The 21,949-nt window shown below is 67.2% G+C and carries 19 protein-coding genes and 1 pseudogene; 14 read left to right on the top strand and 6 right to left on the bottom strand.

Annotated elements, in window-relative coordinates; translation table 11 throughout:
- Positions 1–4: 4 nt before the first annotated feature.
- On the bottom strand, positions 5–1,756 hold the full coding sequence (locus QZM35_RS25665; RefSeq protein ID WP_089428755.1) for an IlvD/Edd family dehydratase: 1,752 nt from the start codon (positions 1,754–1,756) through the stop codon (positions 5–7).
- A gap of 114 nt (positions 1,757–1,870) precedes the next feature.
- Here QZM35_RS25665 and QZM35_RS25670 point away from each other — a divergent pair, with 114 nt between their 5' ends.
- Positions 1,871–2,821 carry a LysR substrate-binding domain-containing protein gene (locus QZM35_RS25670; protein ID WP_089428754.1) on the top strand — a complete coding sequence of 317 codons (951 nt, stop codon included), beginning with the start codon at positions 1,871–1,873 and terminating at the stop codon, positions 2,819–2,821.
- A 103-nt stretch (positions 2,822–2,924) separates the two neighbouring features.
- Here QZM35_RS25670 and QZM35_RS25675 read toward each other — a convergent pair whose 3' ends face one another.
- Both QZM35_RS25675 and QZM35_RS25680 read right to left on the bottom strand, forming a co-directional pair.
- Positions 2,925–3,569, bottom strand: coding sequence for a glutathione S-transferase family protein (locus QZM35_RS25675; RefSeq protein WP_301777045.1), 645 nt, complete (start codon positions 3,567–3,569; stop codon positions 2,925–2,927).
- A gap of 29 nt (positions 3,570–3,598) precedes the next feature.
- Positions 3,599–4,075 (bottom strand): OsmC family protein, encoded by a 477-nt coding sequence (locus QZM35_RS25680; protein WP_089428752.1) that lies wholly within the window; start codon positions 4,073–4,075, stop codon positions 3,599–3,601.
- Positions 4,076–4,206: 131 nt separating this feature from the next.
- Here QZM35_RS25680 and QZM35_RS25685 point away from each other — a divergent pair, with 131 nt between their 5' ends.
- Complete coding sequence (locus tag QZM35_RS25685; protein WP_089428751.1) at positions 4,207–4,848, top strand: GntR family transcriptional regulator; 642 nt, start codon at positions 4,207–4,209, stop codon at positions 4,846–4,848.
- 113 nt (positions 4,849–4,961) lie between these two features.
- Here QZM35_RS25685 and QZM35_RS25690 read toward each other — a convergent pair whose 3' ends face one another.
- Entirely contained in the window at positions 4,962–6,002 is a 1,041-nt protein-coding gene (locus QZM35_RS25690; RefSeq protein ID WP_301777046.1) for a LacI family DNA-binding transcriptional regulator, read from the bottom strand.
- A gap of 189 nt (positions 6,003–6,191) precedes the next feature.
- Between QZM35_RS25690 and QZM35_RS25695 the strand changes: the two genes are divergently transcribed.
- The 7 genes from QZM35_RS25695 to QZM35_RS25725 all read left to right on the top strand — a co-directional run bounded on the left by QZM35_RS25695 (position 6,192) and on the right by QZM35_RS25725 (position 13,541).
- Entirely contained in the window at positions 6,192–7,340 is a 1,149-nt protein-coding gene (locus QZM35_RS25695; protein ID WP_089475927.1) for an ABC transporter ATP-binding protein, read from the top strand.
- A gap of 9 nt (positions 7,341–7,349) precedes the next feature.
- Positions 7,350–9,335, top strand: a complete 1,986-nt coding sequence (locus QZM35_RS25700) for a beta-galactosidase (protein WP_301777047.1) — start codon at positions 7,350–7,352, stop codon at positions 9,333–9,335.
- Between the two features lie 63 nt (positions 9,336–9,398).
- Positions 9,399–10,658, top strand: coding sequence for an ABC transporter substrate-binding protein (locus QZM35_RS25705; protein WP_089433532.1), 1,260 nt, complete (start codon positions 9,399–9,401; stop codon positions 10,656–10,658).
- 54 nt (positions 10,659–10,712) lie between these two features.
- Positions 10,713–11,666, top strand: a complete 954-nt coding sequence (locus QZM35_RS25710; protein ID WP_089433533.1) for a carbohydrate ABC transporter permease — start codon at positions 10,713–10,715, stop codon at positions 11,664–11,666.
- A gap of 17 nt (positions 11,667–11,683) precedes the next feature.
- A complete protein-coding gene (locus QZM35_RS25715) occupies positions 11,684–12,535 on the top strand; it encodes a carbohydrate ABC transporter permease (protein WP_046548796.1) in 852 nt (283 codons plus the stop codon).
- 232 nt (positions 12,536–12,767) lie between these two features.
- A complete protein-coding gene (locus tag QZM35_RS25720; protein WP_143329911.1) occupies positions 12,768–13,001 on the top strand; it encodes a hypothetical protein in 234 nt (77 codons plus the stop codon).
- A gap of 135 nt (positions 13,002–13,136) precedes the next feature.
- Positions 13,137–13,541 (top strand): hypothetical protein, encoded by a 405-nt coding sequence (locus tag QZM35_RS25725; RefSeq protein WP_301777048.1) that lies wholly within the window; start codon positions 13,137–13,139, stop codon positions 13,539–13,541.
- Positions 13,542–13,629: 88 nt separating this feature from the next.
- On the opposite strand, the pseudogene QZM35_RS25730 reads toward QZM35_RS25725, so the two are convergent.
- Positions 13,630–14,067: pseudogene (locus QZM35_RS25730) on the bottom strand (DUF6306 domain-containing protein); the annotation flags it as partial.
- 277 nt (positions 14,068–14,344) lie between these two features.
- Entirely contained in the window at positions 14,345–15,115 is a 771-nt protein-coding gene (glcC, locus tag QZM35_RS25735; RefSeq protein WP_089428743.1) for a transcriptional regulator GlcC, read from the bottom strand.
- Positions 15,116–15,339: 224 nt separating this feature from the next.
- On the opposite strand from glcC, the gene glcD reads away from it, so the two are divergent.
- Genes glcD through QZM35_RS25760 form a run of 5 tightly spaced genes read left to right on the top strand, consistent with a single transcriptional unit; the run spans position 15,340 to position 21,803 of the window.
- Entirely contained in the window at positions 15,340–16,839 is a 1,500-nt protein-coding gene (glcD, locus tag QZM35_RS25740) for a glycolate oxidase subunit GlcD (protein WP_301777050.1), read from the top strand.
- A complete protein-coding gene (gene glcE, locus QZM35_RS25745; RefSeq protein WP_301777051.1) occupies positions 16,839–17,915 on the top strand; it encodes a glycolate oxidase subunit GlcE in 1,077 nt (358 codons plus the stop codon). The genes glcD and glcE overlap by 1 nt, the downstream gene beginning before the upstream one ends.
- A 24-nt stretch (positions 17,916–17,939) precedes the next feature.
- Entirely contained in the window at positions 17,940–19,160 is a 1,221-nt protein-coding gene (glcF, locus tag QZM35_RS25750) for a glycolate oxidase subunit GlcF (RefSeq protein ID WP_301777052.1), read from the top strand.
- Positions 19,161–19,180: 20 nt separating this feature from the next.
- Positions 19,181–19,585, top strand: a complete 405-nt coding sequence (locus QZM35_RS25755; RefSeq protein WP_089428739.1) for a heme-binding protein — start codon at positions 19,181–19,183, stop codon at positions 19,583–19,585.
- 43 nt (positions 19,586–19,628) lie between these two features.
- Positions 19,629–21,803 (top strand): malate synthase G, encoded by a 2,175-nt coding sequence (locus QZM35_RS25760; protein WP_089433539.1) that lies wholly within the window; start codon positions 19,629–19,631, stop codon positions 21,801–21,803.
- Positions 21,804–21,949 lie beyond the last annotated feature (146 nt).

Here is a 21,949-nt window from a genome sequence, read left to right on the forward strand (position 1 = left end):
CCGCTCAATGCGAATGGCTCGGCACTTCCGCGCCGCGCGTGCCGACCAGGAAGTCGAGGTCGCACCCCTCGTCGGCCTGCAGCACGTGATCGATGTACAGCCGCGCGTAGCCGCCCTTGCCGAGCTGGCCGGCCACGCCCGGCGCCGCGGTCGGATCGACGTCCGACAGGCGGCGCTGCAGTTCGTCATCCGTAATGTCGAGATGCAGCGTGCCGGCCTCGCAGTCGAGCTCGATCCAGTCGCCGTTGCGCACGGCTGCGAGCGGCCCGCCGGCGGCGGCTTCCGGCGCGACGTGCAGCACGACCGTGCCGTACGCGGTGCCGCTCATCCGCGCGTCGGAAATCCGCACCATGTCCTTCACGCCCTGACGCAGCAGCTTCGGCGGCAACCCCATGTTGCCGACCTCGGCCATCCCCGGATAACCGCGCGGCCCGCAGTTCTTCAGCACCATCACCGAGCTTGCGTCGACGTCGAGCGCCTCATCGTTGATCGTCGCCTTGTAGTGGTCGAGGTTCTCGAACACCACCGCGCGGCCGCGATGCTTGAGCAGCTCGGGGCTCGCCGCCGACGGCTTCAGCACCGCGCCGCGCGGCGCGAGATTGCCGCGCAGGATGCGGATGCCGCCGTCCGCGATCAGCGGCCGGTCGAGCGGGCGAATCACTTCGTCGTCGTAGTTCGGTGCTTCGCGCACGTTGTCCCACAGCGACTTGCCGTTCACCGTCAGCGCATCCGGGTTCGGCAGCAGCCCGCCCTCGCCGAGCCGGCGCAGCACCGCCGGCAGCCCGCCCGCGTAATAGAACTCTTCCATCAGGAAGCGCCCCGACGGCATCAGGTCGACGATCGTCGGCGTGTCGCGGCCGATGCGCATCCAGTCTTCCAGTTCGAGCGGCACGCCGATGCGGCCCGCGATCGCCTTCAGGTGGATCACCGCGTTGGTCGAGCCGCCGATCGCCGCGTTAGCGCGGATCGCGTTTTCGAACGCCGCGCGCGTGAGGATCTTCGACAGCACGAGCCCTTCGAGCGCCATCTCGACGATGCGGATGCCGGACATGTGCGCGAGCACGTAGCGGCGCGAATCGACGGCCGGAATCGCCGCGTTGTGCGGCAGCGCGACGCCGAGCGCCTCGGCCATGCACGCCATCGTCGACGCGGTGCCCATCGTGTTGCAGGTGCCGGCCGAACGCGACATCCCGGCCTCCGCCGACAGGAAGTGATGAACGTCGATCTCGCCGGCCTTCAGCGCTTCGTGCAGTTGCCACACGGCGGTGCCGGAGCCGATGTTCTTGCCCTCCAGCTTGCCGTTCAGCATCGGCCCGCCCGACACGACGATCGCCGGCACGTCGCAGCTCGCCGCGCCCATCAGCAGCGCGGGCGTCGTCTTGTCACAACCGGCGAGCAGCACGACCGCGTCGATCGGGTTGCCGCGGATCGCCTCCTCGACGTCCATCGACGCGAGGTTGCGCGTGAGCATCGCCGACGGGCGCAGGTTCGATTCGCCGTTCGAGAACACCGGGAACTCGACCGGGAAGCCGCCCGCCTCGGAGATTCCGCGCTTCACGTGCTCGGCGAGCTTGCGGAAGTGCGCGTTGCACGGCGTCAGTTCGGACCACGTATTGCAGATGCCGATGATCGGCCGGCCGTCGAACTCGTGATCGGGGATGCCCTGGTTCTTCATCCAGCTCCGGTACATGAAGCCGTTCTTGTCGTTCGTGCCGAACCATTGGGTGGAGCGCAGCCTGGGTTTCGTTGCCGACATCGTCAGTCCTGTGGTGACGGGATACCGGCGCAGTCTAGGCAGAATTTTGATAACTGGCTAATGACGTTTTTGGCGATTACGATATCGATTCCGATATCGATATAAACCCGTACGATGCCCGAAGCCAGCCCGTGGGGAAACCGTGGCCGCCTGAAGACGCGCCAGCTTCTGCTGGTCGTCGCGCTCGCCGACGAAGGCAGCATTCACCGCGCGGCGGCCGCGCTGAACATGACGCAGCCGGCCGCGTCGAAGCTGCTGCGCGAACTCGAGGAATCGATCGGCGCGGTGCTGTTCGAGCGCCTGCCGCGCGGGATGCGGCCGACGCTCTACGGCGACGCGCTGATCCGCCATGCGCGCGCGGCGCTCGGCAGCCTCGACCAGGCGCACGAGGAGCTGGCCGCGCTGAAGGCCGGCCATCTCGGGCACGTGGCGGTGGGGGCGATCACGTCACCGGGCCTGCGGCTCGTGCCGCCGGCCGTCGCCGCGGTGAAGGGCACGCATGCCGGCTTGCACGTGTCGGTCGAGATCGACACCAGCAACGTGCTGCTCGAACATCTCGCGCAGGAAAAAATCGACATCGTGATCGGCCGGCTCTCCGCCGAACACGACAAGCTGCGGCTGCGCTACGAGCCGCTGACCGGCGAGTCGGTCGCCGCGGTCGTGAGGCCCGGCCATCCGCTGCTCGCGCAGGCGCCGCTGTCGCTCGCGGACGTGCAGCGCGCCGCGTGGGTCGTACCGCCGGCCGGCAGCGTGCTGCGCCACCGCTTCGATCTCGTGTTCCAGCGCGCGAGCCTCGCGCCGCCGGCGAACCTCGTCGAGACGTCCGCGCTGCTGTTCATCACGCAGCTGCTCGAACAGAGCGACATGATCGCGGTGCTGGCCGAGGACGTCGCGCGTTACTACGCGCGGCACGGGATCGTCACGGTGCTGCCGCTGGAGATGGATTGCCGGATGGACGATTTCGGGATCATCACGCGCACCGACCGGCTGCATTCGCCGGCCGTCGCGATGATGGCCGATGCGATTCGCGCGGCGGCGCGGGAGGTGTATGGCGTCGCGCTGTGACACTGACGCCGACGCTGAGTTCGCGACGTCGCGGCCGCTGCCGTTCCCGGATCGCCCAGCACGCATGCGCATCGAGTGACGCGCATGCTGCCGCCATGACGCGTTACACCCAGGGCTGCACGAGCCCTTCGGTCTGCAACGCCCGCTGGCTCGCCGGGCGTGCGATCACCCGCTGCAGATAGCCGCCGAGTACCGGCCGTTGCCGCGCCGGCTCGGCAAAGCCGCGCGTCCAGCGGCACAGCATCAGCGCATACGGATCGAGCACCGTGTAGTGCGCACCGAGCAGCCACGGGCCGCCGCTCGTCTCCAGCTGGCGGTCGAGCTGATCCAGCAACGCCGCGATTCTCGCCTCCGCGTGTGCCTTCACCTGCGCGGCGCCGGCCGCGTTGCCCACATCGACCCAGCGCTCCGGATAGAAATACGCGATCAGTGTCGCCTGCAGCGTGTTGGTGAGCCACATGAGCCATTTGTAGAACTGCGCGCGTTCCGGCGTGCCGAGTGCGGGTGCAAGCCGCTGCTCGGGATGTGTATCGGCGAGATGCAGACAAATGGCGGCGGCTTCGTACAGCACCATGTCGCCGTCGACCAGCACCGGGATGAGCCCGTTCGGATTGAGCGCGAGGTAGTCCGGCGACTTGTGCTGGTCGTTCGTGCGGTCGACGAATTCAAGTTCGAACGGCTTGCCGATTTCTTCCAGCACGATGTGCGGCGCCATGCTGGCATTGCCGGGGTAGTAGAAGAGCTTCATCGTCGATTTCACTCAGGCGGGTGTCGGCGTCACGCGGCGGCGAACTCGATCACCGGTTCGCAGCGGATCGGGAAGTTGACCGAGTTCGCGATATAGCACTTCGCGTGCGCGTCATGATGCAGATGTGCCGCCCGTTCGCGATCGTCGCCGGCCTGGATCGTCACATGCGGGCGCAGCACGATTTCCGTGAAGCGGCCTTCATCGGCACTGTCGACCATCGTGCCTTCCGCGTTGTCGACATACGCAAGCACGCGAATACCCGCTTCCGAGCACAAATGCAGGTACCAGAGCTTGTGGCACGCCGATGCCGACGCCAGCAACAGGTCTTCCGGATTCCAGCGCGCGGCGTCGCCGCGAAACGCCGCGTCGGACGAACCGGGAATATCCGGCTTGGAACCGGCCCGGATCAGATGATCGCGGCCGTACTCGCGATACCCCGACGTGCCGGTGCCGCGATTGCCCGTCCACTCTACTGCGACGCGATACGTGTGTTCGCCAGATGCCATCTCGCTCTCCATTGATGTGGGTTGCTTCGGCCGGGCCGGATGTCGCTTTGCGAAGCCCGCCTGCGCTCGCCATTTTGGCACCGGATTCTCATTTGGTATACCATTATTCCAAATTGACGGAACATGCAGGCATGGAAGCCAAACTCGATTCCACGGCGGACGCGGTCGCCGCCTCGTTGCGGGACATGATCATCAACGGCGAGCTGGAAGCCGGCGAGCGGCTCGTCGAGCGCGACCTGGCCGACCGGTTCGGCATCAGCCGGATTCCGATGCGCGAGGCGATCCAGCGCCTGGAGCGCGAAGGCTTGCTGGACATCTTCAGGAATCGCGGCGCGGTCGTGCGCATGCTGAGTGCGTCGGACGTGCAGGAAATCTACGACCTGCGCACGCTGCTCGAAGGCGACGCGATCTACCGGAGCGTGAAGCGGCTCGACGACGAGACGCTTGCGCGCGCCGAACTCGTCCATCGTTTGCTTGGCGATGCGGCCGTGCCGCGCCGGCAGGGCGAACTGAACCGCGAATTCCACTCCCTGCTGTATTCATGCTGCGGCAACGCGCGGCAGTTGAAGACGATCGCGGAGCTGCGCAGCCAGGTTGAACGGTACGAGCGCCTGCAGGCCACGCTGCTCGCCGATACGCCGTCGTTCCAGGTCGAGCACGAGGAGATCCTGCAGGCCTGCCGCGAACGCAATGCGCGTGCGGCGCGCTCGATGACGGTCGCGCATCTGGAGTCGGCTAGAAGCATCGTGATGCAGCTCGTCGAAGGCGGGTGAGGACGGCGGTGCGTTTGCCGCTCGCCGTGTGCCGTTTGCCAAGGCGGGCGCCACCCGACACCGGGTCGCAACGATCACGACAGTGACCTCAACCTACTCGCCGCCGCCACGCGTCAAACCGAAGGTGTCGCGCCCCCGCCCGCCACACGCCCGGTCGTACCCCGCACCACCAGCCTCGGTAGCGACGCGGTCCGCACGCGCGATGCCGCGTCGCTGTGACCACCCGCCTCGCGCAGCGCATTGAGCAGTTCGACCGCGAGTCCGGCGGCCTCGGCGGTCGGGATCGCGACGGTCGTCAGCGTGGGCCGCGTGTCGCTCGCCAGGTGAATGTCGGTGATCCCGACGATCGACAGATCATCGGGCACACGCCGGCCGCGATCAGCCGCCACATGCATCGCGCCGATCGCCGGCAGGTCGTTGGTCGCGACCAGCGCGGTCAACCGTGGGTGCGCATCGAGCAACCACCCCGCCGCGCGCACGCCGCCTTCGATCGAATCGGGCTCGGCCGCGACGATCGACGCATCGAGCCCCGCTTCGCGCATCACGTCGACGAAGCCGTCGTAGCGCGCCGCCTGCACGCCGCTCGCCGACCCGCCGACGATCACGCCGATGCGCTCGTGACCCAGTTCGAGCAAGTGCCGCGTCGCGATCCGCCCCGCCTCGCGGAAATCGATCGCGACGCACGGCAATCCATCGGGCGGCGCCTCCGGCCGCTCCCACAGACACAGCACGACCGGCACGCCGCGTGCCGCCACGTCGCGCAGATCCGGCAGATGCAGGTTCGCATTGGTCACGAGAATGCCTTCGGAGACCGTGCCGGCGATCTGGTCGAGATACGCACGCCCCTGCAACGGATCTTCGTTCGTGTTGCAGACGATCAGGAACTGCCCGTTGCGCCGCACCGCGCGCTCGACCGCCAGCGCGAACTCCGGATAGAACGGGTTCGCGATGCTCGACACCATCAGCGCGACCGTCGGCGCGCGCCCTTCCGCCAGCGCCCGCGCGGCGAGATGCGGGCGATACCCGAGCGCCGCCACGGCCTCCAGCACCCGCGCCCGCGTCGCCTCGCCCACCCGGCCGCGGTCGCGCAGCACGTTCGACACGGTCGCGGCCGTCACGCCGGCGCGGCGCGCCACTTCATCCAGGGTTGCCATTTCTTGCTCACTATATGAGACGTCTATCCAGTATTTGCTTCGCTCACCGAAGCGGCGCACTATCGCCGCACACCCTGCCGCCCGACCGACGGGCGCGACTCGGCCGCGATCGCATCGCCTCTTTTTTTGATCGCGATGATTAAGCGCTTAATCACTGATGAAAGCGCATTAGAACATGGAGCGGAGACAATGGCGAGCATCTCGATGCGGCGCGTGCAGAAAGCCTATGGCGATCACGCGCCGGTCATTCGCGACGTCGATCTGGAGATCGGCGCGCACGAGTTCTGCGTGTTCCTCGGGCCGTCCGGATGCGGCAAGTCGACGTTGCTGCGGATGATCGCCGGGCTCGAGGATCTGAGCGCGGGCGAGCTGTCGATCGACGGCCGCCGCGTCGACGACGTGCCGGCCGCCGAACGCGGCGTCGCGATGGTGTTCCAGAGCTACGCGCTGTTTCCGCACATGACGGTCTACGAGAACATGGCGTTCGGACTGAAGCTCGCGCGCGTGCCGAAGGCCGAGATCGACCGGAAGGTGCGCGATGCCGCGCGCATCCTGCAGCTCGACACGCTGCTCGATCGCAAGCCGAAGGCGCTGTCGGGCGGACAACGGCAACGCGTCGCGATCGGCCGCGCGATCGTGCGCGAGCCCGGCGTATTCCTGTTCGACGAGCCGCTGTCGAATCTCGACGCCGCGCTGCGCGGCCAGACCCGCATCGAGATCGCGAAGCTGCACCGGCAGTTCGAACGCGCGAGCGTCGTCTACGTGACGCACGACCAGACCGAAGCGATGACGCTCGCCGACAAGATCGTGCTGCTGCACGCCGGCGCCGATACCGCGCAGCACGGCAGCATCGCGCAGGTCGGTGCGCCGCTCGACCTCTACCACCACCCGGCGAGCCGCTTCGTCGCGGGCTTCATCGGTTCGCCGCGCATGAACTTCCTGCCGGCCGTCGTGACCGCCTGCGACGCGCATCGCACGACCGTCACGCTCACGCCGTCCGGCGAAACCTTCGTACTGCCACGTGACGGCTCGGCGCTCGGTGCGGGCGCCACCGTGACGCTCGGCATTCGCCCCGAACACCTGACGCTCGGCGCCGCACACGACACGACGGCGCTCGCGCGCGACGTCGCGCTCGTCGAACGCCTCGGCGAACAGACCTACGTGCATCTCGACCAGCCCGGCGGCCACTCGATCATCGCGAAGGTGCCCGGCGACGCGCAGGTGCGCAGCGGCGAACGCGTGCGTGTGCATGCGCCGGCCGCGGCCTGCCATCTCTTCACCGAAGACGGCCGCGCGGTGCCCGCGTGCGCCGACGTCCACGTTCACCATTACGCATAAGGATCGGGCATGCGCCTCGGAGTCTGTTACTACCCGGAACACTGGCCGGAAACGATGTGGGCCGACGATGCCCGCCGGATGAAAGCGCTCGGCATCGAGCAAGTGCGGATCGCCGAATTCGCGTGGAGCCGCATCGAGCCTTCGCCGGGCGAATACGACTGGGGCTGGCTCGATCGCGCGGTCGACGTGCTCGGCGCGGCCGGCCTTGAGATCGTGATGTGCACGCCAACCGCGACGCCGCCGAAATGGCTGGTCGATCGCCACCCCGACATCCTCGCGATCGGCGCGGACGGCCGGCCGCGCGCGTTCGGCTCGCGCCGCCACTACGATTTCTCGTCGCCGACCTATCTCGAAGCGTCGCGCCAGATCTGCACCGCGGTCGCCGAACGCTACGGCCGCCATCCGGCCGTACGCTACTGGCAGACCGACAACGAGCTGGGCTGCCATCAAACGGTCGTCAGCTACTCGCCCGCCGCGCTCGTGCGCTTCCGCGAATGGCTGAAAGCGCGCTACGGCACGATCGACGCGCTGAACCGCGCGTGGGGCACCGTGTTCTGGAGCATGGAGTATCGCCATTTCGACGAGGTCGACGCACCGGTCGGCACCGTGACCGAGGCCCACCCGTCGCATCGCCTCGACTACCGGCGCTTCGCGTCGGACGAAGTCGCGCGCTATCACCGGATGCAGGTCGACGTGATCCGCGCGCATTCGCCGGGCCGCCGCGTCGCGCACAACTTCATGCAGCTGTTCACCGAGTTTGATCACTACGAAGTCGCGCGCGACCTCGACATCGCGACCTGGGACAGCTATCCGCTCGGCGCGCTCGAGGAGCAATGGTTCGCGCCCGACGTGAAGGCGCGTTGGCTGCGCACCGGGCATCCCGACTTCGCGTCGTTCAATCACGACCTCTATCGCGGCATGTCGAAGCTGCCGTTCTGGGTGATGGAGCAGCAGCCCGGGCCCGTGAACTGGGCGCAGTGGAACCCCGCGCCGCTGCCGGGCATGGTGCGCCTGTGGAGCTGGGAAGCATTCGCGCACGGCGCCGGCTGCGTGTCGTACTTCCGCTGGCGGCAGGCGCCGTTCGCGCAGGAGCAGATGCATGCGGGCCTGCATACCCCCGATGACAAGCTCGACGAAGGCGGCCGCGAGGCGCAGCGCGTCGCGCACGAGATAGCGACTGTGCACGACGCCGGCGCGGATGCGGACGGCGCCGTACGCGCCCCCGTCGCGCTGGTCTTCGATTACGAAGCGAAGTGGCTGTTCGAAGTGCAGCCGCAGGGCGCCGATTTCCATTACCCGCGCTTCGCGTTCGAGTACTACTCGGCGCTGCGCTCGCTCGGCCTCGACGTCGACATCGTTTCCGCGCACGCACCGCTCGACGGCTACCGCCTCGTCGTCGTGCCGCCGCTGCCGGTCGTGCCGAACGATTTCGCCGCGCGGCTCGCCGCCTCCGGCGCGCATGTCGTGCTCGGCCCGCGCACCGGTTCGAAGACCGTCGACCTGCAGATCCCGCCGACGCTGCCGCCCGGCCCGCTGGCGTCGATCCTGCCGGTGCGCGTGTGGCGCGTCGAATCGCTGCGGCCGAACATGACCGAGCGGATCGACGGCACGCTGCGCGACGGCACGCCGCTCGCAGGCAACGCACGCCACTGGCGCGACTTCGTCGAGCTGCACGACGATACGCACAGCGTCGTGCGTGCACGCTTCGCCGACGGCCACCCGGCGTGGGTATCGCACGGCACGCTGCACTACTGGGCCGCGCTGTTCGACGACGCGACCACCACCCGGCTGTTCGCCGATGTCACGGCCGAAGCCGGCCTCGCGCCCGCGCCGCTCGGCGACGGCATACGCGTGAGCCGGCGCGGCGGCCTGACCTACGTTTTCAACTATGGCGACGCGCCGCACACGATCGACGCGGTGCCGCCGTCCGCGTTCGTGCTCGGCGCCGCGCAAGTCGGGCCGCAAGACGTGGCCGTGTATCGAAGCCGTTCGTAGCAACCGCGACCGGCGCCACGACGCGCCGGTCACGCACAACGACACCCAGGACTGGAGACACGCATGACCCATCGCCCCCTTCGCACCGCCGCCCGGCTCGCCACGGCCGCCGCTGTCGCATTGGCATCGCTCGGCATGACGGCGCCCGCCGATGCCGGCACGCTGACGATCAACATCGCGTTCAAGGGCGCCAGCCAGCGCGCGGTCTGGCAGTCGACGCTCGACGCGTTCCGCAAGGCGCATCCCGACATCGACGTGAAGGCGACCTTCGTCGACGAGGAAGCGTACAAGGTGCAGCTCCCCGCCTGGCTCACGACCGTCGCACCGGACGTCGTGAACTGGCACGCCGGCGAACGGATGGCGTACTACGCGAAGCGCGGGCTGTTCGAGGACCTGAGCGGCGACTGGACGAAGAACGGCTGGGGCACGATGTACGCGTCGACGCGCGACGCATCCTCGTACAACGGCAAGCAGTACGCGGCGCCGACCGTCTACTACTCGTGGGGGCTGTTCTACCGCAAGGACCTGTTCCACAAGGTCGGCATCGCCGACGAGCCGAAGACGTGGGACCAGTTTCTCGACGCGTGCAAGAAGCTGAAAGCGGCCGGCATCACGCCGATCGCGGTCGGCGGCCGCGACGCATGGACGCTCGCCGGCTGGTTCGACTATCTCGACCTGCGCGTGAACGGCAACGTGTTCCACCAGCAGCTGATGGCCGGCGACGTGCCGTACACCGACCCGCGCGTGAAGAAGGTCTACACGACGTGGAAATCGCTGATCGACGCGGGCTACTTCATCGACAACGCGCTGTCCTACGATCTCGACGGCGCGCAGCCGTTCCTGTTCCAGGGCAAGGCCGCGATGATGCTGATGGGCACCTTCATCGCGGCGGGCTTTCCACCGAACGTGAAGCAGGAAATGGGCTACTACCGCTTCCCGATCATCGACCCGAAGGTGCCGACCGCCGAGGACGGCCCGGTCGAATCGCTGCACATCCCGACGAAGGCGAAGAACAAGGCCGACGCGCACACGTTCCTCGCGTTCGTCGAAACGCCCGAGATGGGCGCGAAGCTCGCGGAAGGGCTCGGCTCGCTGTCGGCCAACAGCAAGTCGCCGGAGCCGGCCGATCCGATCTCGCGTATCGGCTTCCGGATCCTTGCCGATACGAAGGGCGGCGTCGCGCAGTTCTACGACCGCGACATGACGAAGGAAATGGCCGACGAGGGGATGAAGGGCATGCAGCAGTTCGTCGCGAATCCCGCGCAGCTCGATACGGTGCTCGCGCAACTCGAACAGACCCGCAAGCGCATCTACAAGAAGTGACCGTGTGACCCAACCGGCGGCCTCGTGCCGCCGTGCCCGTTCAGGAGGCTTGCCGTGTCCAGTCCGATCACGTCCCCCCCGCCCGCCGGCGCGGGCGCCGCGCCGCCGCCGCGCGGCGCATCCGCCGCCACCGCGATGCCCGCACGTCGCCCGTCACCTGCCGTGCGGCGCCAACAGCGCGCTGCATGGCTCTTTCTCGCGCCGGCCTGCGCGATGGTGGCCGTCTATGTGATCTGGCCGATCCTGTCGACGCTGTGGCTGAGCCTGTACAACTGGGACGGGATGACCGAGCGCACCTTCGTCGGGCTCGCGAACTACGCGGAGCTGCTGCATGCGCCGACGTTCTACACCGCGCTGCGCAACAACGTGATCTGGCTCGCGCTCTTCATGCTCGCGCCGCCGCTCGGCCTCGCGCTCGCGTTGTACCTGAACCAGGCGGTGGCCGGCATCCGGCTCGTGAAGTCGCTGTTCTTCGCGCCGTTCGTGCTGTCCGGCGTGGTCGTCGGGCTGATCTTCTCGTGGTTCTACGATCCGACGTTCGGGCTGCTCGCGCTGATCGCCGGGCACGGCATCCCGGTGCTCGGCGACGCGCGCTACGCGACGTTCGGCATCGTGTTCGCCGCGCTGTGGCCGCAGACCGCGTACTGCATGATCCTGTACCTCACCGGCCTCACGTCGCTCAACCCGGAACAGATCGAAGCCGCCCGGATGGAAGGCGCGCGCGGCTTCGCGCTGCTGTGGCACGTCGTGCTGCCGCAACTGCGGCCGACCACCTTCATGGCGATCGTCGTCACGGTGATCGGCGCGCTGCGCAGCTTCGACCTGATCTCGGTGATGACGAGCGGCGGCCCGTTCGAGAGCTCGACCGTGCTCGCGTATTACATGTACGACCAGGCGATCAAGTACTACCGGCTCGGCTATTCCGCGTCGATTGCGGTCGTGCTGTTCGCGATCATGCTCGTCTACATCGTGTTCCAGTTGCGCCGCCTGCTGCGCAACGAGCAATAACCTGACCGGTGGCCATCATGTTTCCGACTCCCGTTGCCCAATGGAAGCCTGTCTCGCGCAGGCTGTACAAGTTGTCGCTGCCGGTTGCGCTGCTGATCTGGCTGCTGCCGATGATCGCCGTGTTCGTCACGTCGGTGCGCTCGACCGAGGAACTGGTCGAAGGCCACTACTGGGGCTGGCCACGGCACTTCTCGATGATCGAGAACTATCGCGACGCGCTGACGACGTCGCCGATGCTGCATTACTTCTGGAACAGCGTGCAGATTACGGTGCCTTCCGTTGTCGGGTCGATTGCGCTGGCGGCGATGGCCGGATTCGCGCTCGCGACCTACAAGTTTCGCGGGAGTACGGCGCTGTTCGGGACGTTCGTCGCCGGTAATTTCGTGCCCGTGCAGGTGTTGATGATTCCGGTGCGGGACTTGTCGCTGCGGCTCGGCGTGTTCAATACGGTCGAGGCGCTGATTCTGTTTCATGTCGCGTTCCAGACCGGATTCTGCACGCTGTTCCTGCGCAACTTCATCAAGCAGTTGCCGTTCGAGTTGATCGAAGCGGCAAGGATCGAAGGGGCGGGGGAATGGACGGTGTTTTACCGGATCGTGCTGCCGTTGATTCGGCCCGCGCTGGCCGCGCTCGCGATTCTCGTTTTTACGTTCGTGTGGAATGACTACTTCTGGGCGCTGTGTCTCACGCAAGGGGATGAAGCCGCGCCGATCACGGCAGGCGTGGCCGCGTTGAAGGGGCAATGGACGACGTCTTGGAATCTCGTCTCGGCCGGGTCGATTCTGGCGGCGTTGCCGTCCGTCGCGATGTTCTTCGCGATGCAGAAGCATTTCGTGGCAGGGCTGACGTTTGGTGCGACCAAAGGTTAAGCACGCGGCCACGCTTATTCGTATCTCCCCCTCCGCATCGTGAGGTTGCCCGCTTCGGCGGGCTTTTTTTTTGAGCTGTCGTAGAGCGGCGAAGCACGATACACGATGGCCGCCTTCGGCAGGTTCGAAGTGTTCGACACGGTGGCTTCGATCGTCGACAATCCCGGGGCGCGGGCCAACAACCCTGTTCGACACACCTGACGACACAACGTACAACGGACACGAGCCACCTATGCTGATTTGGGCGCCGACACGAAAATCCCTTGATGATCGAGGCGAAAGCGACGGCACGACCGTGAAAGTCGCGATCGAACAACTCGACGACGACGTCTTTCTACTGATGCGGTACGAATCCCTGGACGCGCCATTTCCGACGTCGGATCATTTATTTCTTTCACTCGACGAGATATACGACGAATGCGAGGAAGTCTATGGCATCGGCCGCGCGGACTGGCTTCAGCTGTGACCGCTTCCTGACCATTGCACGCGGTCGCAGGACGGCCCCAAACGGTCGTTCGACGCCATCATCGAAATCGTCGACAATCGACCGAGGTCTTGTCACGATAGCGGCAGACATCCAACACTCGGGTTCGCAGGCGCAATGGCAAAACCTATCTTGGTCGTATTGCTGAAAAATCCATTTCCGGAAGCTTTTCGTTTTGTCGAGACGTTGGTCCAACCTCTCGGATTTCTGCTTGCCAATCCTGATAGCGGTCAGATAACTCATTGGACCGATGAGGGTCGGCAGATGGCAGTATCCCGCGCCAAGATCGTCGATGAAGGAGCGACAGGTGGAATAAAGAACGTTCAGTTTTGGCAGCCCGACGGCGATGATCTATTTGTGTCCTGGATCGATGCGGTGCCGGGATGGGAGTTTTCCTTTCATCTCAACGGTGTCACGCGAGAACTGAAGATCGCGTTGGCGATCGCACTGTCTAGTGCGGTCCTGGTTGATTTGAAGCTGCAATACGTCGACGAGAGTGCCTTGAGGATCGATTTCGAATGACATTCCGGTCGCGAGTCCAAGCCAGATCCTCTGGTTGGATCCAGCGACCGCTTCAAGAACATTCGAGTTGCTGTTCAGGGTTGCGGATTCAACCCGTCGATCCGCGCCCCTTGAGCCGCAGCAATGCGTCAACCGACCCAATATTCTTCTCATGCGCCACGAGCATCTGCGTGAGCGCATGGTGCATATCCGGCTCTGCAAGCGTCGGCAGTAACGCCTGCAGCTTCCGTACAACCCATCGCTGTCCACGATTCAAGAACGCCAGCCGCTCCGGCAGACCATCAATCGCCATCGCCTTCTCATAAAACGCCCCAGTAGCATGCGTCGGCGTCGCATCGAGCGACCGAATCGCATCGACCAGTACCGCACACCAGTGCGCCTCATCCTGCCGAATACTCGCCACGAGCCGATGAAGTTCGGGATCGTCGATTTCCACCACGGTCTCCGACGCAACCCGCGCACCTGCGCGCTCGGCTTCCAGCAGCTCATTCAGCAACGTGAGCAACGCGTCGCGCTGCGCATCAGCGAATTCTTCCGCTGCTTTGGCGGGGCGGGCGTCGTGCCCGTCGTCGTGGGTCCGGTTCGACATGCGATGTCCTCCGTTCAGGAAGCGTGGCGCACCGGTTCGCCCGGCGTGATTCCGTCAGGCACTGCGCTCACGACAGCGTCCACGCATCACGATAGACAACAGCGAGACCACACGAAGAATGGCTCACAAGTCTGACATAGCCCTGTGACACGCGTCTGCAGCCGACCCACTGTGCGTGATGCGCATCAAGACACACCGCCACGCATAGCCGACCTCACGTCCACCCTTCGAGCCTCAACGTCGACCGTACCAGCCGCTGCTCCTCCTGCTCGATCTCGCGCAGATACTCGACGCATTGCCGGATATGCTCGCTCGCCGCCTTGCGCGCCTGATCGGGCAGCCGCCCCGTCACCGCGTTATAGAGCCGCGCATGCTGCCGATCGATCTGCTTTTTCAACGGCTCGCGGTGATAGAGATTGTTCACCGACGCAAACACCGAACTCAGCAACAAATCCGTCAACGACTGCAGCGTATTCACCAGCACCGGGTTATGCGAAGCCTCACAGATCGCCAGATGAAACGCGTGATCGAGCTTCGCGCGCGCGGCCGGGTCGAGATCCTGCGCGTCGGCCGCGGTCATCTCTTCATAGCGACGCTTGATCAGGATGAAATCGGCCGGCGTCCCGCGCAGCGCCGCGAGCCGCGCGGCCTCCGTCTCGAGCATCCCGCGCACCTCGAACAGGTCGTACAGCGTGCGCGGCTGCGAGCCGAGCAGATGCATCATCGGCGTGATCTCGCGTTGCGGGGTCAGGCTCGCCACGAACGAGCCCTTGCCGTGCGTGGTGTCGATGATCCCCCGCGCACGCAGCAGCTTCATCCCTTCGCGCACGGCCGTGCGCGACACGCCGAGCTTCTCGGTCAGCCGCCGTTCGGACGGCAATGCCTGCCCGGCCTTCAGCACGCCGTCGACGATCAGCTGCTCGATGCGCTCGGCAACGACGTCGGCCACGTTCCGCGCCGGGCCCACTCGATCCTGCGTTTCCATACTGGTATGACCACTCCGGAAGGATATCGGCGATTTTCCCACAAACCCTTTTAGCCATTCAGTTTTATGGCGACCGATACAGCATATTTCCGGCCGCCTCATAAAAACTGGTATGACCACCTTCGCCACGTCTGGACACACGCGCGCCGCCCGCCAAGAATCCCGTCCATCCGGCGCACCGCCCATCGCGAGGCCGCCGCATGAAGGAGACGGAGACAACCCCGATGAGTTTCATCTACGACGAACGGATCGACGGCCCACTCGCGACCGTCGGCCGCGACACACTCGTCGCCGCGCTGCATGCGGCGGCGCCCGGCCTCGACGTGCTGCACGAACGCGAGGCGCTCAAGCCGTTCGAATGCGACGGCCTCGCCGCATACCGCACGGTGCCGCTCGCGGTCGTGCTGCCCGACACGGTCGAGCAGGTGCGCGCGGTGCTGCGCGTCGCGGCCGCGCTCGGCGTGCCGGTGGTCGCGCGCGGCGCGGGCACCGGGCTGTCGGGCGGCGCGATGCCGCTCGAGAAAGGTCTGCTGCTCGTGATGGCGAAGTTCAACAGGATTCTCGACATCGACCCCGATGCCGGCATCGCGCGCGTGCAACCCGGCGTGCGCAACCTCGCGATCTCGCAGGCGGCCGCACCACACGGTCTCTACTACGCACCCGATCCGTCGTCGCAGATCGCCTGCTCGATCGGCGGCAACGTCGCCGAAAACGCGGGCGGCGTGCACTGCCTGAAATACGGCCTCACGGTGCACAACATCCTGAAGGTCGAGATCCTGACGATCGACGGCGATACGCTCACGCTCGGCGCCGACGCGCTCGACGCGCCCGGCTTCGACCTGCTCGCGTTGTTCACCGGCTCGGAAGGGATGCTCGGCATCGTCACGGAAGTCACCGTGAAGCTGCTGCCGAAGCCGCCGAGCGTGAAGGTGCTGATGGCGAGCTTCGACGACGTCGCCGAAGCCGGCGCGGCAGTCGCGCGAATCATCGGCGCGGGGGTGATCCCCGGCGGCCTCGAGATGATGGACAACCTCGCGATCCGCGCGGCCGAGGATTTCATCCACGCGGGCTACCCGGTCGACGCACAGGCCATCCTGCTGTGCGAGCTCGACGGCTCGCCGACCGACGTCGACGAAGACGCCGAACGCGTCGCCACGCTGCTGCGCGACGCGGGCGCGACCGAGATCCGCGTCGCACGCGACGAAGCCGAGCGCCAGCGCTTCTGGGCCGGCCGCAAGAACGCATTCCCGGCAGTCGGCCGCATGTCGCCGGACTACTACTGCATGGACGGCACGATCCCGCGCCGCGAACTGCCGCGTGTGCTCGAAGGCATCGCCGCGCTGTCCGCCGAATACGGGCTGCCGGTCGCGAACGTGTTCCACGCGGGCGACGGCAACATGCACCCGCTGATCCTGTTCGACGCAAACCGGCCCGGCGAGCTCGACCGCGCGGAAGCGCTCGGCGGCAAGATCCTCGAGCTGTGCGTCGCGGCGGGCGGCAGCATCACGGGCGACCACGGCGTCGGCCGCGAGAAGATCAACCAGATGTGCGTGCAGTTCAACGCCGACGAGATCACGTTCTTCCACGCGGTGAAAGCCGCGTTCGATCCGCAAGGCCTGCTCAATCCCGGCAAGAACATTCCGACGCTGCACCGCTGCGCCGAATTCGGCGCGATGCACGTCCATCACGGCAAGCTGCCGTTTCCCGAACTGGAGCGCTTCTGATGCGACGCGAAATCGAATCGATCGACGATAGCGCGGCGCTCGTCGCGCAGATCGACGCGGCGATCCACGATCGCCAGCCGCTGCACATCCGCGGCGCCGGCACGAAGGTGTTCCTCGGCCGCCCCGTCGAAGGCCGCACGCTCGACGTGCGCACGCATCGCGGCGTCGTCTCGTACGACCCGACCGAACTCGTCGTCACCGCGCGCGCGGGTACGCCGCTCGCCGAGCTCGAAGCAATGCTCGACGCGGCCGGCCAGATGCTGCCGTGCGAGCCGCCGACGTTCGGCGGCTCGGCAACGGTCGGCGGCATGTTCGCGGCGGCGCTGTCGGGCCCGCGCCGCCCGTGGGCCGGCGCGGTGCGCGACTTCGTGCTCGGCTGCCGCGTGATCACCGGCCACGCGAAGCACCTGCGCTTCGGCGGCGAGGTGATGAAGAACGTCGCGGGCTACGACGTATCGCGACTGCTCGCGGGCAGCTTCGGCTGTGTCGGCGTCGTGACCGAGGTGTCGTTGAAGGTGCTGCCGAAGCCGCGCGCGACGGGCGATCTCGCGTTACAGCTTGCGGTGGACGAAGCCATGCCGCGCGTCGCCGCCTGGCGTCGCGCGGGGCTGCCGCTCGCCGGCGCATGCCATGCGGACGGCGTGCTGCGCGTGCGGATCGAAGGCGGCGAGGGTTCGGTGAAAGCCGCACGCGACACGATCGGCGGCGAACGCATGGACGATCGCGACGATGCGTTCTGGGCTCGGCTGCGCGACCTGGCGCTGCCGTTCTTCGACGATCCGCGCCCGCTGTGGCGCGTGTCGGCGCCGGCCTCAGCACCGCTCGATGCACTGCCCGGCGCGCAGCTCGTCGACTGGGGCGGCGCACAGCGCTGGCTGAAGAGCGATACCGCACCGGCCGACGTGCAGCGGTTCGCCGCGCAATGGGGCGGCCACGCGACCTGCTTCACACCGGGCACGACGCGCGAGCCGTTCCAGCCGCTGCCGCCCGCGCTGCTGCGCGTGCACCGGCAGCTCAAGGCGCAGCTCGACCCGCATGCGATTTTCAATCCCGGCCGCCTGTACGCCGACTTCTGACGCGAACCCGATCCCGACCCGCCGATGCAAACCAATCTCAGCGAAGCAAGCAAGGCCCTCGCCCGGGCCGACGAAGCGGAAGCGATCCTGCGCGCGTGCGTGCACTGCGGCTTCTGCAACGCGACCTGCCCGACCTACCAGGTGCTCGGCAACGAGCTCGACGGGCCGCGCGGGCGCATCTACCTGATCAAGCAGCTGCTCGAAGGCGAGCCGTGCGGCGAGCGCACGCAGCAGCATCTCGACCGCTGCCTGACATGCCGCAACTGCGAGACGACCTGCCCGTCCGGCGTGCGCTATCACACGCTGCTCGACATCGGCCGCGCGGAAGCCGAGAAGCGCGCGCAGCGGCCCGCGCGCGAACGCCTGCTGCGTGCGGGGCTACGGCATGTCGTGCCGCGCCCGGCGACGTTCGCCGCGTTGCTGAAGGCCGGCCGCGCGCTGCGCCCGCTGCTGCCCGGCACGCTGCAGGACAAGATCCCGGCCGCCGTCCCCGCGGCCGCACCGCGCCCGCCCGTGCACCATGCGCGGCGCGTGCTGATGCTCGAGGGCTGCGTGCAGCCGTCGCTGTCGCCGAACACCAATGCGGCGGCCGCGCGCGTGCTCGACCGGCTCGGCATCAGCGTGAGCCCCGCGCGCGAAGCCGGCTGCTGCGGCGCGACCGAATATCACCTGAACGCGCAGGAGGCCGGCCTCGCCCGCGCACGCCGCAACATCGACGCCTGGTGGCCCGCGATCGAAGCCGGCGCGGAAGCGATCGTGCTGACGGCGAGCGGCTGCGGCGCATTCGTCAAGGAATACGGCGACCTGCTGCGCTCCGACCCCGTCTATGCGGAGAAGGCGCAGCGCGTCAGCGCGCTCGCACGCGATCTGGCCGAGGTGATCGCGGCCGAGCCGCTCGACGCGCTGGCCGGGTCGACGCCACGCCGCATCGCGGTACATTGCCCGTGCACGCTGCAGCACGCGCAGCGCCTCGGCGGCGCGGTCGAGCGCATCCTGACGCGGCTCGGCTTCGATCTGACGAATGTCACCGACGGCCATCTGTGCTGCGGCTCGGCCGGCACGTATTCGCTGACACAGCCCGAACTCGCGACGAAACTGCGCGACAACCGGCTCGACGCGCTCGAGGCCGCGCGGCCGGACCTGATTGTCACGGCCAACGTCGGCTGCCAGACTCACCTGAACGGCGCGGGCCGCACGCCCGTGCGTCACTGGATCGAGCTCGTCGACAACCATCTCGTCAACTGACCGGATTCCGGAGGATTGCCATGCAGACGAAACCCGAACTCGAACTCGCCGATGCCGACCGCATGCTCGCCGCCGCCCGCGCGGAAGCGGAGCACCACGGCTGGGCCGTGTCGATCGCCGTCGTCGACGACGGCGGCCACCTGCTCGCCTTTGCGCGCCTGGACGGTGCATCGCCGGCCAGCACGTATATCGCGCAGGACAAGGCGCGCGCGGCGGCGCTCGGGCGGCGCGAGACGAAGGCGTATGAGGATATGATCAACGGTGGCCGCACCGCGTTTCTCAGCGCGCCGCTGACGGGGTTGCTCGAAGGCGGCGTGCCGGTCACGGTCGGCGGCCGGATCGCGGGCGCGATCGGCGTGTCTGGCGTAAAGTCCGAACAGGACGCGCAGATCGCCCGCGCCGGCACACAAAGCGTCGCAGCGTAACCAGCCAAAGCCGCGCGCGATTTTTTCCCCGGGAGGATTAACGATGATCGACCAAGCAGGACTGCAAGTCGCGCCAGCGCTGAGCCAGTTCATTGAAAACGAAGCGCTGCCGGGCACCGGCATCGACAAGGCCGCGTTCTGGAGCGGTTTCTCGGCCCTGGTGCACGACCTGGCGCCGCGTAACCGCGAGCTGCTCGCGGAACGCGACCGCCTGCAGCAGGAACTCGACACCTGGCACCGTGCGCACCCCGGCCCCGTGCGCGACCACGCCGCGTATCGCGCGTTCCTCGAACAGATCGGCTACCTCGTGCCGGTCCCGTCGAACGTCGCGGCAGCCACCGCGAACGTCGACAGCGAGATCGCCACGCAGGCCGGCCCGCAGCTCGTCGTGCCGCTGTCGAACGCACGCTATGCGCTGAACGCCGCGAACGCCCGCTGGGGCAGCCTGTACGACGCGCTGTACGGCACCGATGCGCTGCCTGAAGACGGCGGCGCCGAACGCACCACGGCCTACAACCCGACGCGCGGCCAGCGCGTGATCGACTACGCGCGCAACGTGCTCGACAACGCGGCGCCGCTCGCGAGCGGCTCGCATCGCGACGCGCTGCGCTATCGCGTACAGGACGGCCAGCTCGCCGTCGAAACCGCGAAGGGCGTCGTGGGCCTCGCGCAGCCGGCGCAGTTCGTCGGCTACCAGGGCGCGGCCGACGCGCCGTCCGCGATCCTGCTGAAGCACAACGGCCTGCACCTCGAGATCCAGATCGACGCGTCGACGCCGATCGGCCGTGCCGATCTCGCGCACGTGAAGGACGTCGTGCTCGAAGCCGCGGTCAGCACGATCATCGACTGCGAGGATTCGGTCGCGGCGGTGGACGCGGAAGACAAGGTCCAGCTCTACCGCAACTGGCTCGGCCTGATGCAGGGCACGCTGGTCGAGGAAGTCGCGAAGGGCGGCAAGACCTTCACGCGCCGCCTGAACGCCGATCGCGAGTACACCACGCCCGCCGGCGGCACGCTGTCGCTGCACGGCCGCTCGCTGCTGTTCGTGCGCAACGTCGGCCACCTGATGACCAACGGCGCGGTGCTCGACCGCGACGGCAACGAGATTCCGGAAGGGATCCTCGACGGCGTCGTCACGGTGCTGTGCTCGCTGCACGACCTGAAGGCGAAGCGCAACTCGCGCACCGGCTCGATCTACATCGTGAAGCCGAAGATGCACGGCCCGGTCGAAGTCGCGTTCGCCGATACGCTGTTCGCGCGCATCGAGGATCTGTACAACCTGCCGCGCAACACGCTGAAGATGGGCATCATGGACGAGGAGCGCCGCACCAGCGTGAACCTCGCCGCATGTATCGCCGCGGCCGCCGCACGCGTGGCGTTCATCAACACCGGCTTCCTCGATCGCACCGGCGACGAGATGCACACCGCGATGGAAGCTGGCCCGATGATCCGCAAGGGCGACATGAAGTCGTCGGCGTGGATCCAGTCGTACGAGCGCAACAACGTGCTCGCCGGGCTGTCGGCCGGCCTGCGCGGCCGCGCGCAGATCGGCAAGGGCATGTGGGCGATGCCGGACCTGATGCACGCGATGCTCGAGCAGAAGATCGCGCATCCGCGCGCCGGCGCGAACACCGCATGGGTGCCGTCGCCGACCGCCGCGACGCTCCACGCGCTGCACTACCACCTCGTCGACGTGCAGGCCGTCCAGCAGGAACTCGAGAAGACGCCGTACGCAAGCGAACGCGACGCGCTGCTCGAAGGCCTGCTGACCGTGCCGGTCGTCGAACGCGCCGCGTGGAGCGAGGCCGAGATCCTGAGCGAAGTCGAGAACAACGCGCAGGGCATCCTGGGCTACGTCGTGCGCTGGGTCGAACAGGGCGTCGGCTGCTCGAAGGTGCCCGACATCCATGACGTCGGCCTGATGGAAGACCGTGCGACGCTGCGCATCTCGAGCCAGCACATCGCGAACTGGCTGCGCCACGGCGTGATCACCGAGGCGTTCGTGCTCGACGTGTTCAAGCGGATGGCACGCGTCGTCGACCAGCAGAACGCCGGCGACCCGAACTATCGCCCGATGGCGCCCGGCTACGACCAGTCGACCGCGTTCAAGGCCGCGTGCGCGCTCGCGCTGCAGGGCACGTCGCAGCCGAGCGGCTATACCGAGCCGCTGCTGCACCGGTTCCGCCTCGCGTTCAAGGCGCAACGGCACGGCGGTTAAGCGTAGGCGTGCTTCACGAAACGGGCGGCCGCCACGGCCGCCCGTTTTCATTTTCGCGTTCGCCCGGCCGTTGAAACGAATAATCGGCACATATCGCATGCCTTCATTTTTCGCCTGCGTGTGTCGCTCACCGGATGGAAACGGCG

Source organism: Burkholderia sp. AU45274 (assembly GCF_030482505.1).
Lineage (GTDB): Bacteria > Pseudomonadota > Gammaproteobacteria > Burkholderiales > Burkholderiaceae > Burkholderia.

Coding starts and splice junctions, on each gene's coding strand:
- QZM35_RS25665 (WP_089428755.1), bottom strand. CDS start 1,756: ATGTCGGCAACGAAACCCAGGCTGCGCTCCACCCAATGGTTCGGCACG.
- QZM35_RS25670 (WP_089428754.1), top strand. CDS start 1,871: ATGCCCGAAGCCAGCCCGTGGGGAAACCGTGGCCGCCTGAAGACGCGC.
- QZM35_RS25675 (WP_301777045.1), bottom strand. CDS start 3,569: ATGAAGCTCTTCTACTACCCCGGCAATGCCAGCATGGCGCCGCACATC.
- QZM35_RS25680 (WP_089428752.1), bottom strand. CDS start 4,075: ATGGCATCTGGCGAACACACGTATCGCGTCGCAGTAGAGTGGACGGGC.
- QZM35_RS25685 (WP_089428751.1), top strand. CDS start 4,207: ATGGAAGCCAAACTCGATTCCACGGCGGACGCGGTCGCCGCCTCGTTG.
- QZM35_RS25690 (WP_301777046.1), bottom strand. CDS start 6,002: ATGGCAACCCTGGATGAAGTGGCGCGCCGCGCCGGCGTGACGGCCGCG.
- QZM35_RS25695 (WP_089475927.1), top strand. CDS start 6,192: ATGGCGAGCATCTCGATGCGGCGCGTGCAGAAAGCCTATGGCGATCAC.
- QZM35_RS25700 (WP_301777047.1), top strand. CDS start 7,350: ATGCGCCTCGGAGTCTGTTACTACCCGGAACACTGGCCGGAAACGATG.
- QZM35_RS25705 (WP_089433532.1), top strand. CDS start 9,399: ATGACCCATCGCCCCCTTCGCACCGCCGCCCGGCTCGCCACGGCCGCC.
- QZM35_RS25715 (WP_046548796.1), top strand. CDS start 11,684: ATGTTTCCGACTCCCGTTGCCCAATGGAAGCCTGTCTCGCGCAGGCTG.
- QZM35_RS25720 (WP_143329911.1), top strand. CDS start 12,768: ATGCTGATTTGGGCGCCGACACGAAAATCCCTTGATGATCGAGGCGAA.
- QZM35_RS25725 (WP_301777048.1), top strand. CDS start 13,137: ATGGCAAAACCTATCTTGGTCGTATTGCTGAAAAATCCATTTCCGGAA.
- glcC (WP_089428743.1), bottom strand. CDS start 15,115: ATGGAAACGCAGGATCGAGTGGGCCCGGCGCGGAACGTGGCCGACGTC.
- glcD (WP_301777050.1), top strand. CDS start 15,340: ATGAGTTTCATCTACGACGAACGGATCGACGGCCCACTCGCGACCGTC.
- glcE (WP_301777051.1), top strand. CDS start 16,839: ATGCGACGCGAAATCGAATCGATCGACGATAGCGCGGCGCTCGTCGCG.
- glcF (WP_301777052.1), top strand. CDS start 17,940: ATGCAAACCAATCTCAGCGAAGCAAGCAAGGCCCTCGCCCGGGCCGAC.
- QZM35_RS25755 (WP_089428739.1), top strand. CDS start 19,181: ATGCAGACGAAACCCGAACTCGAACTCGCCGATGCCGACCGCATGCTC.
- QZM35_RS25760 (WP_089433539.1), top strand. CDS start 19,629: ATGATCGACCAAGCAGGACTGCAAGTCGCGCCAGCGCTGAGCCAGTTC.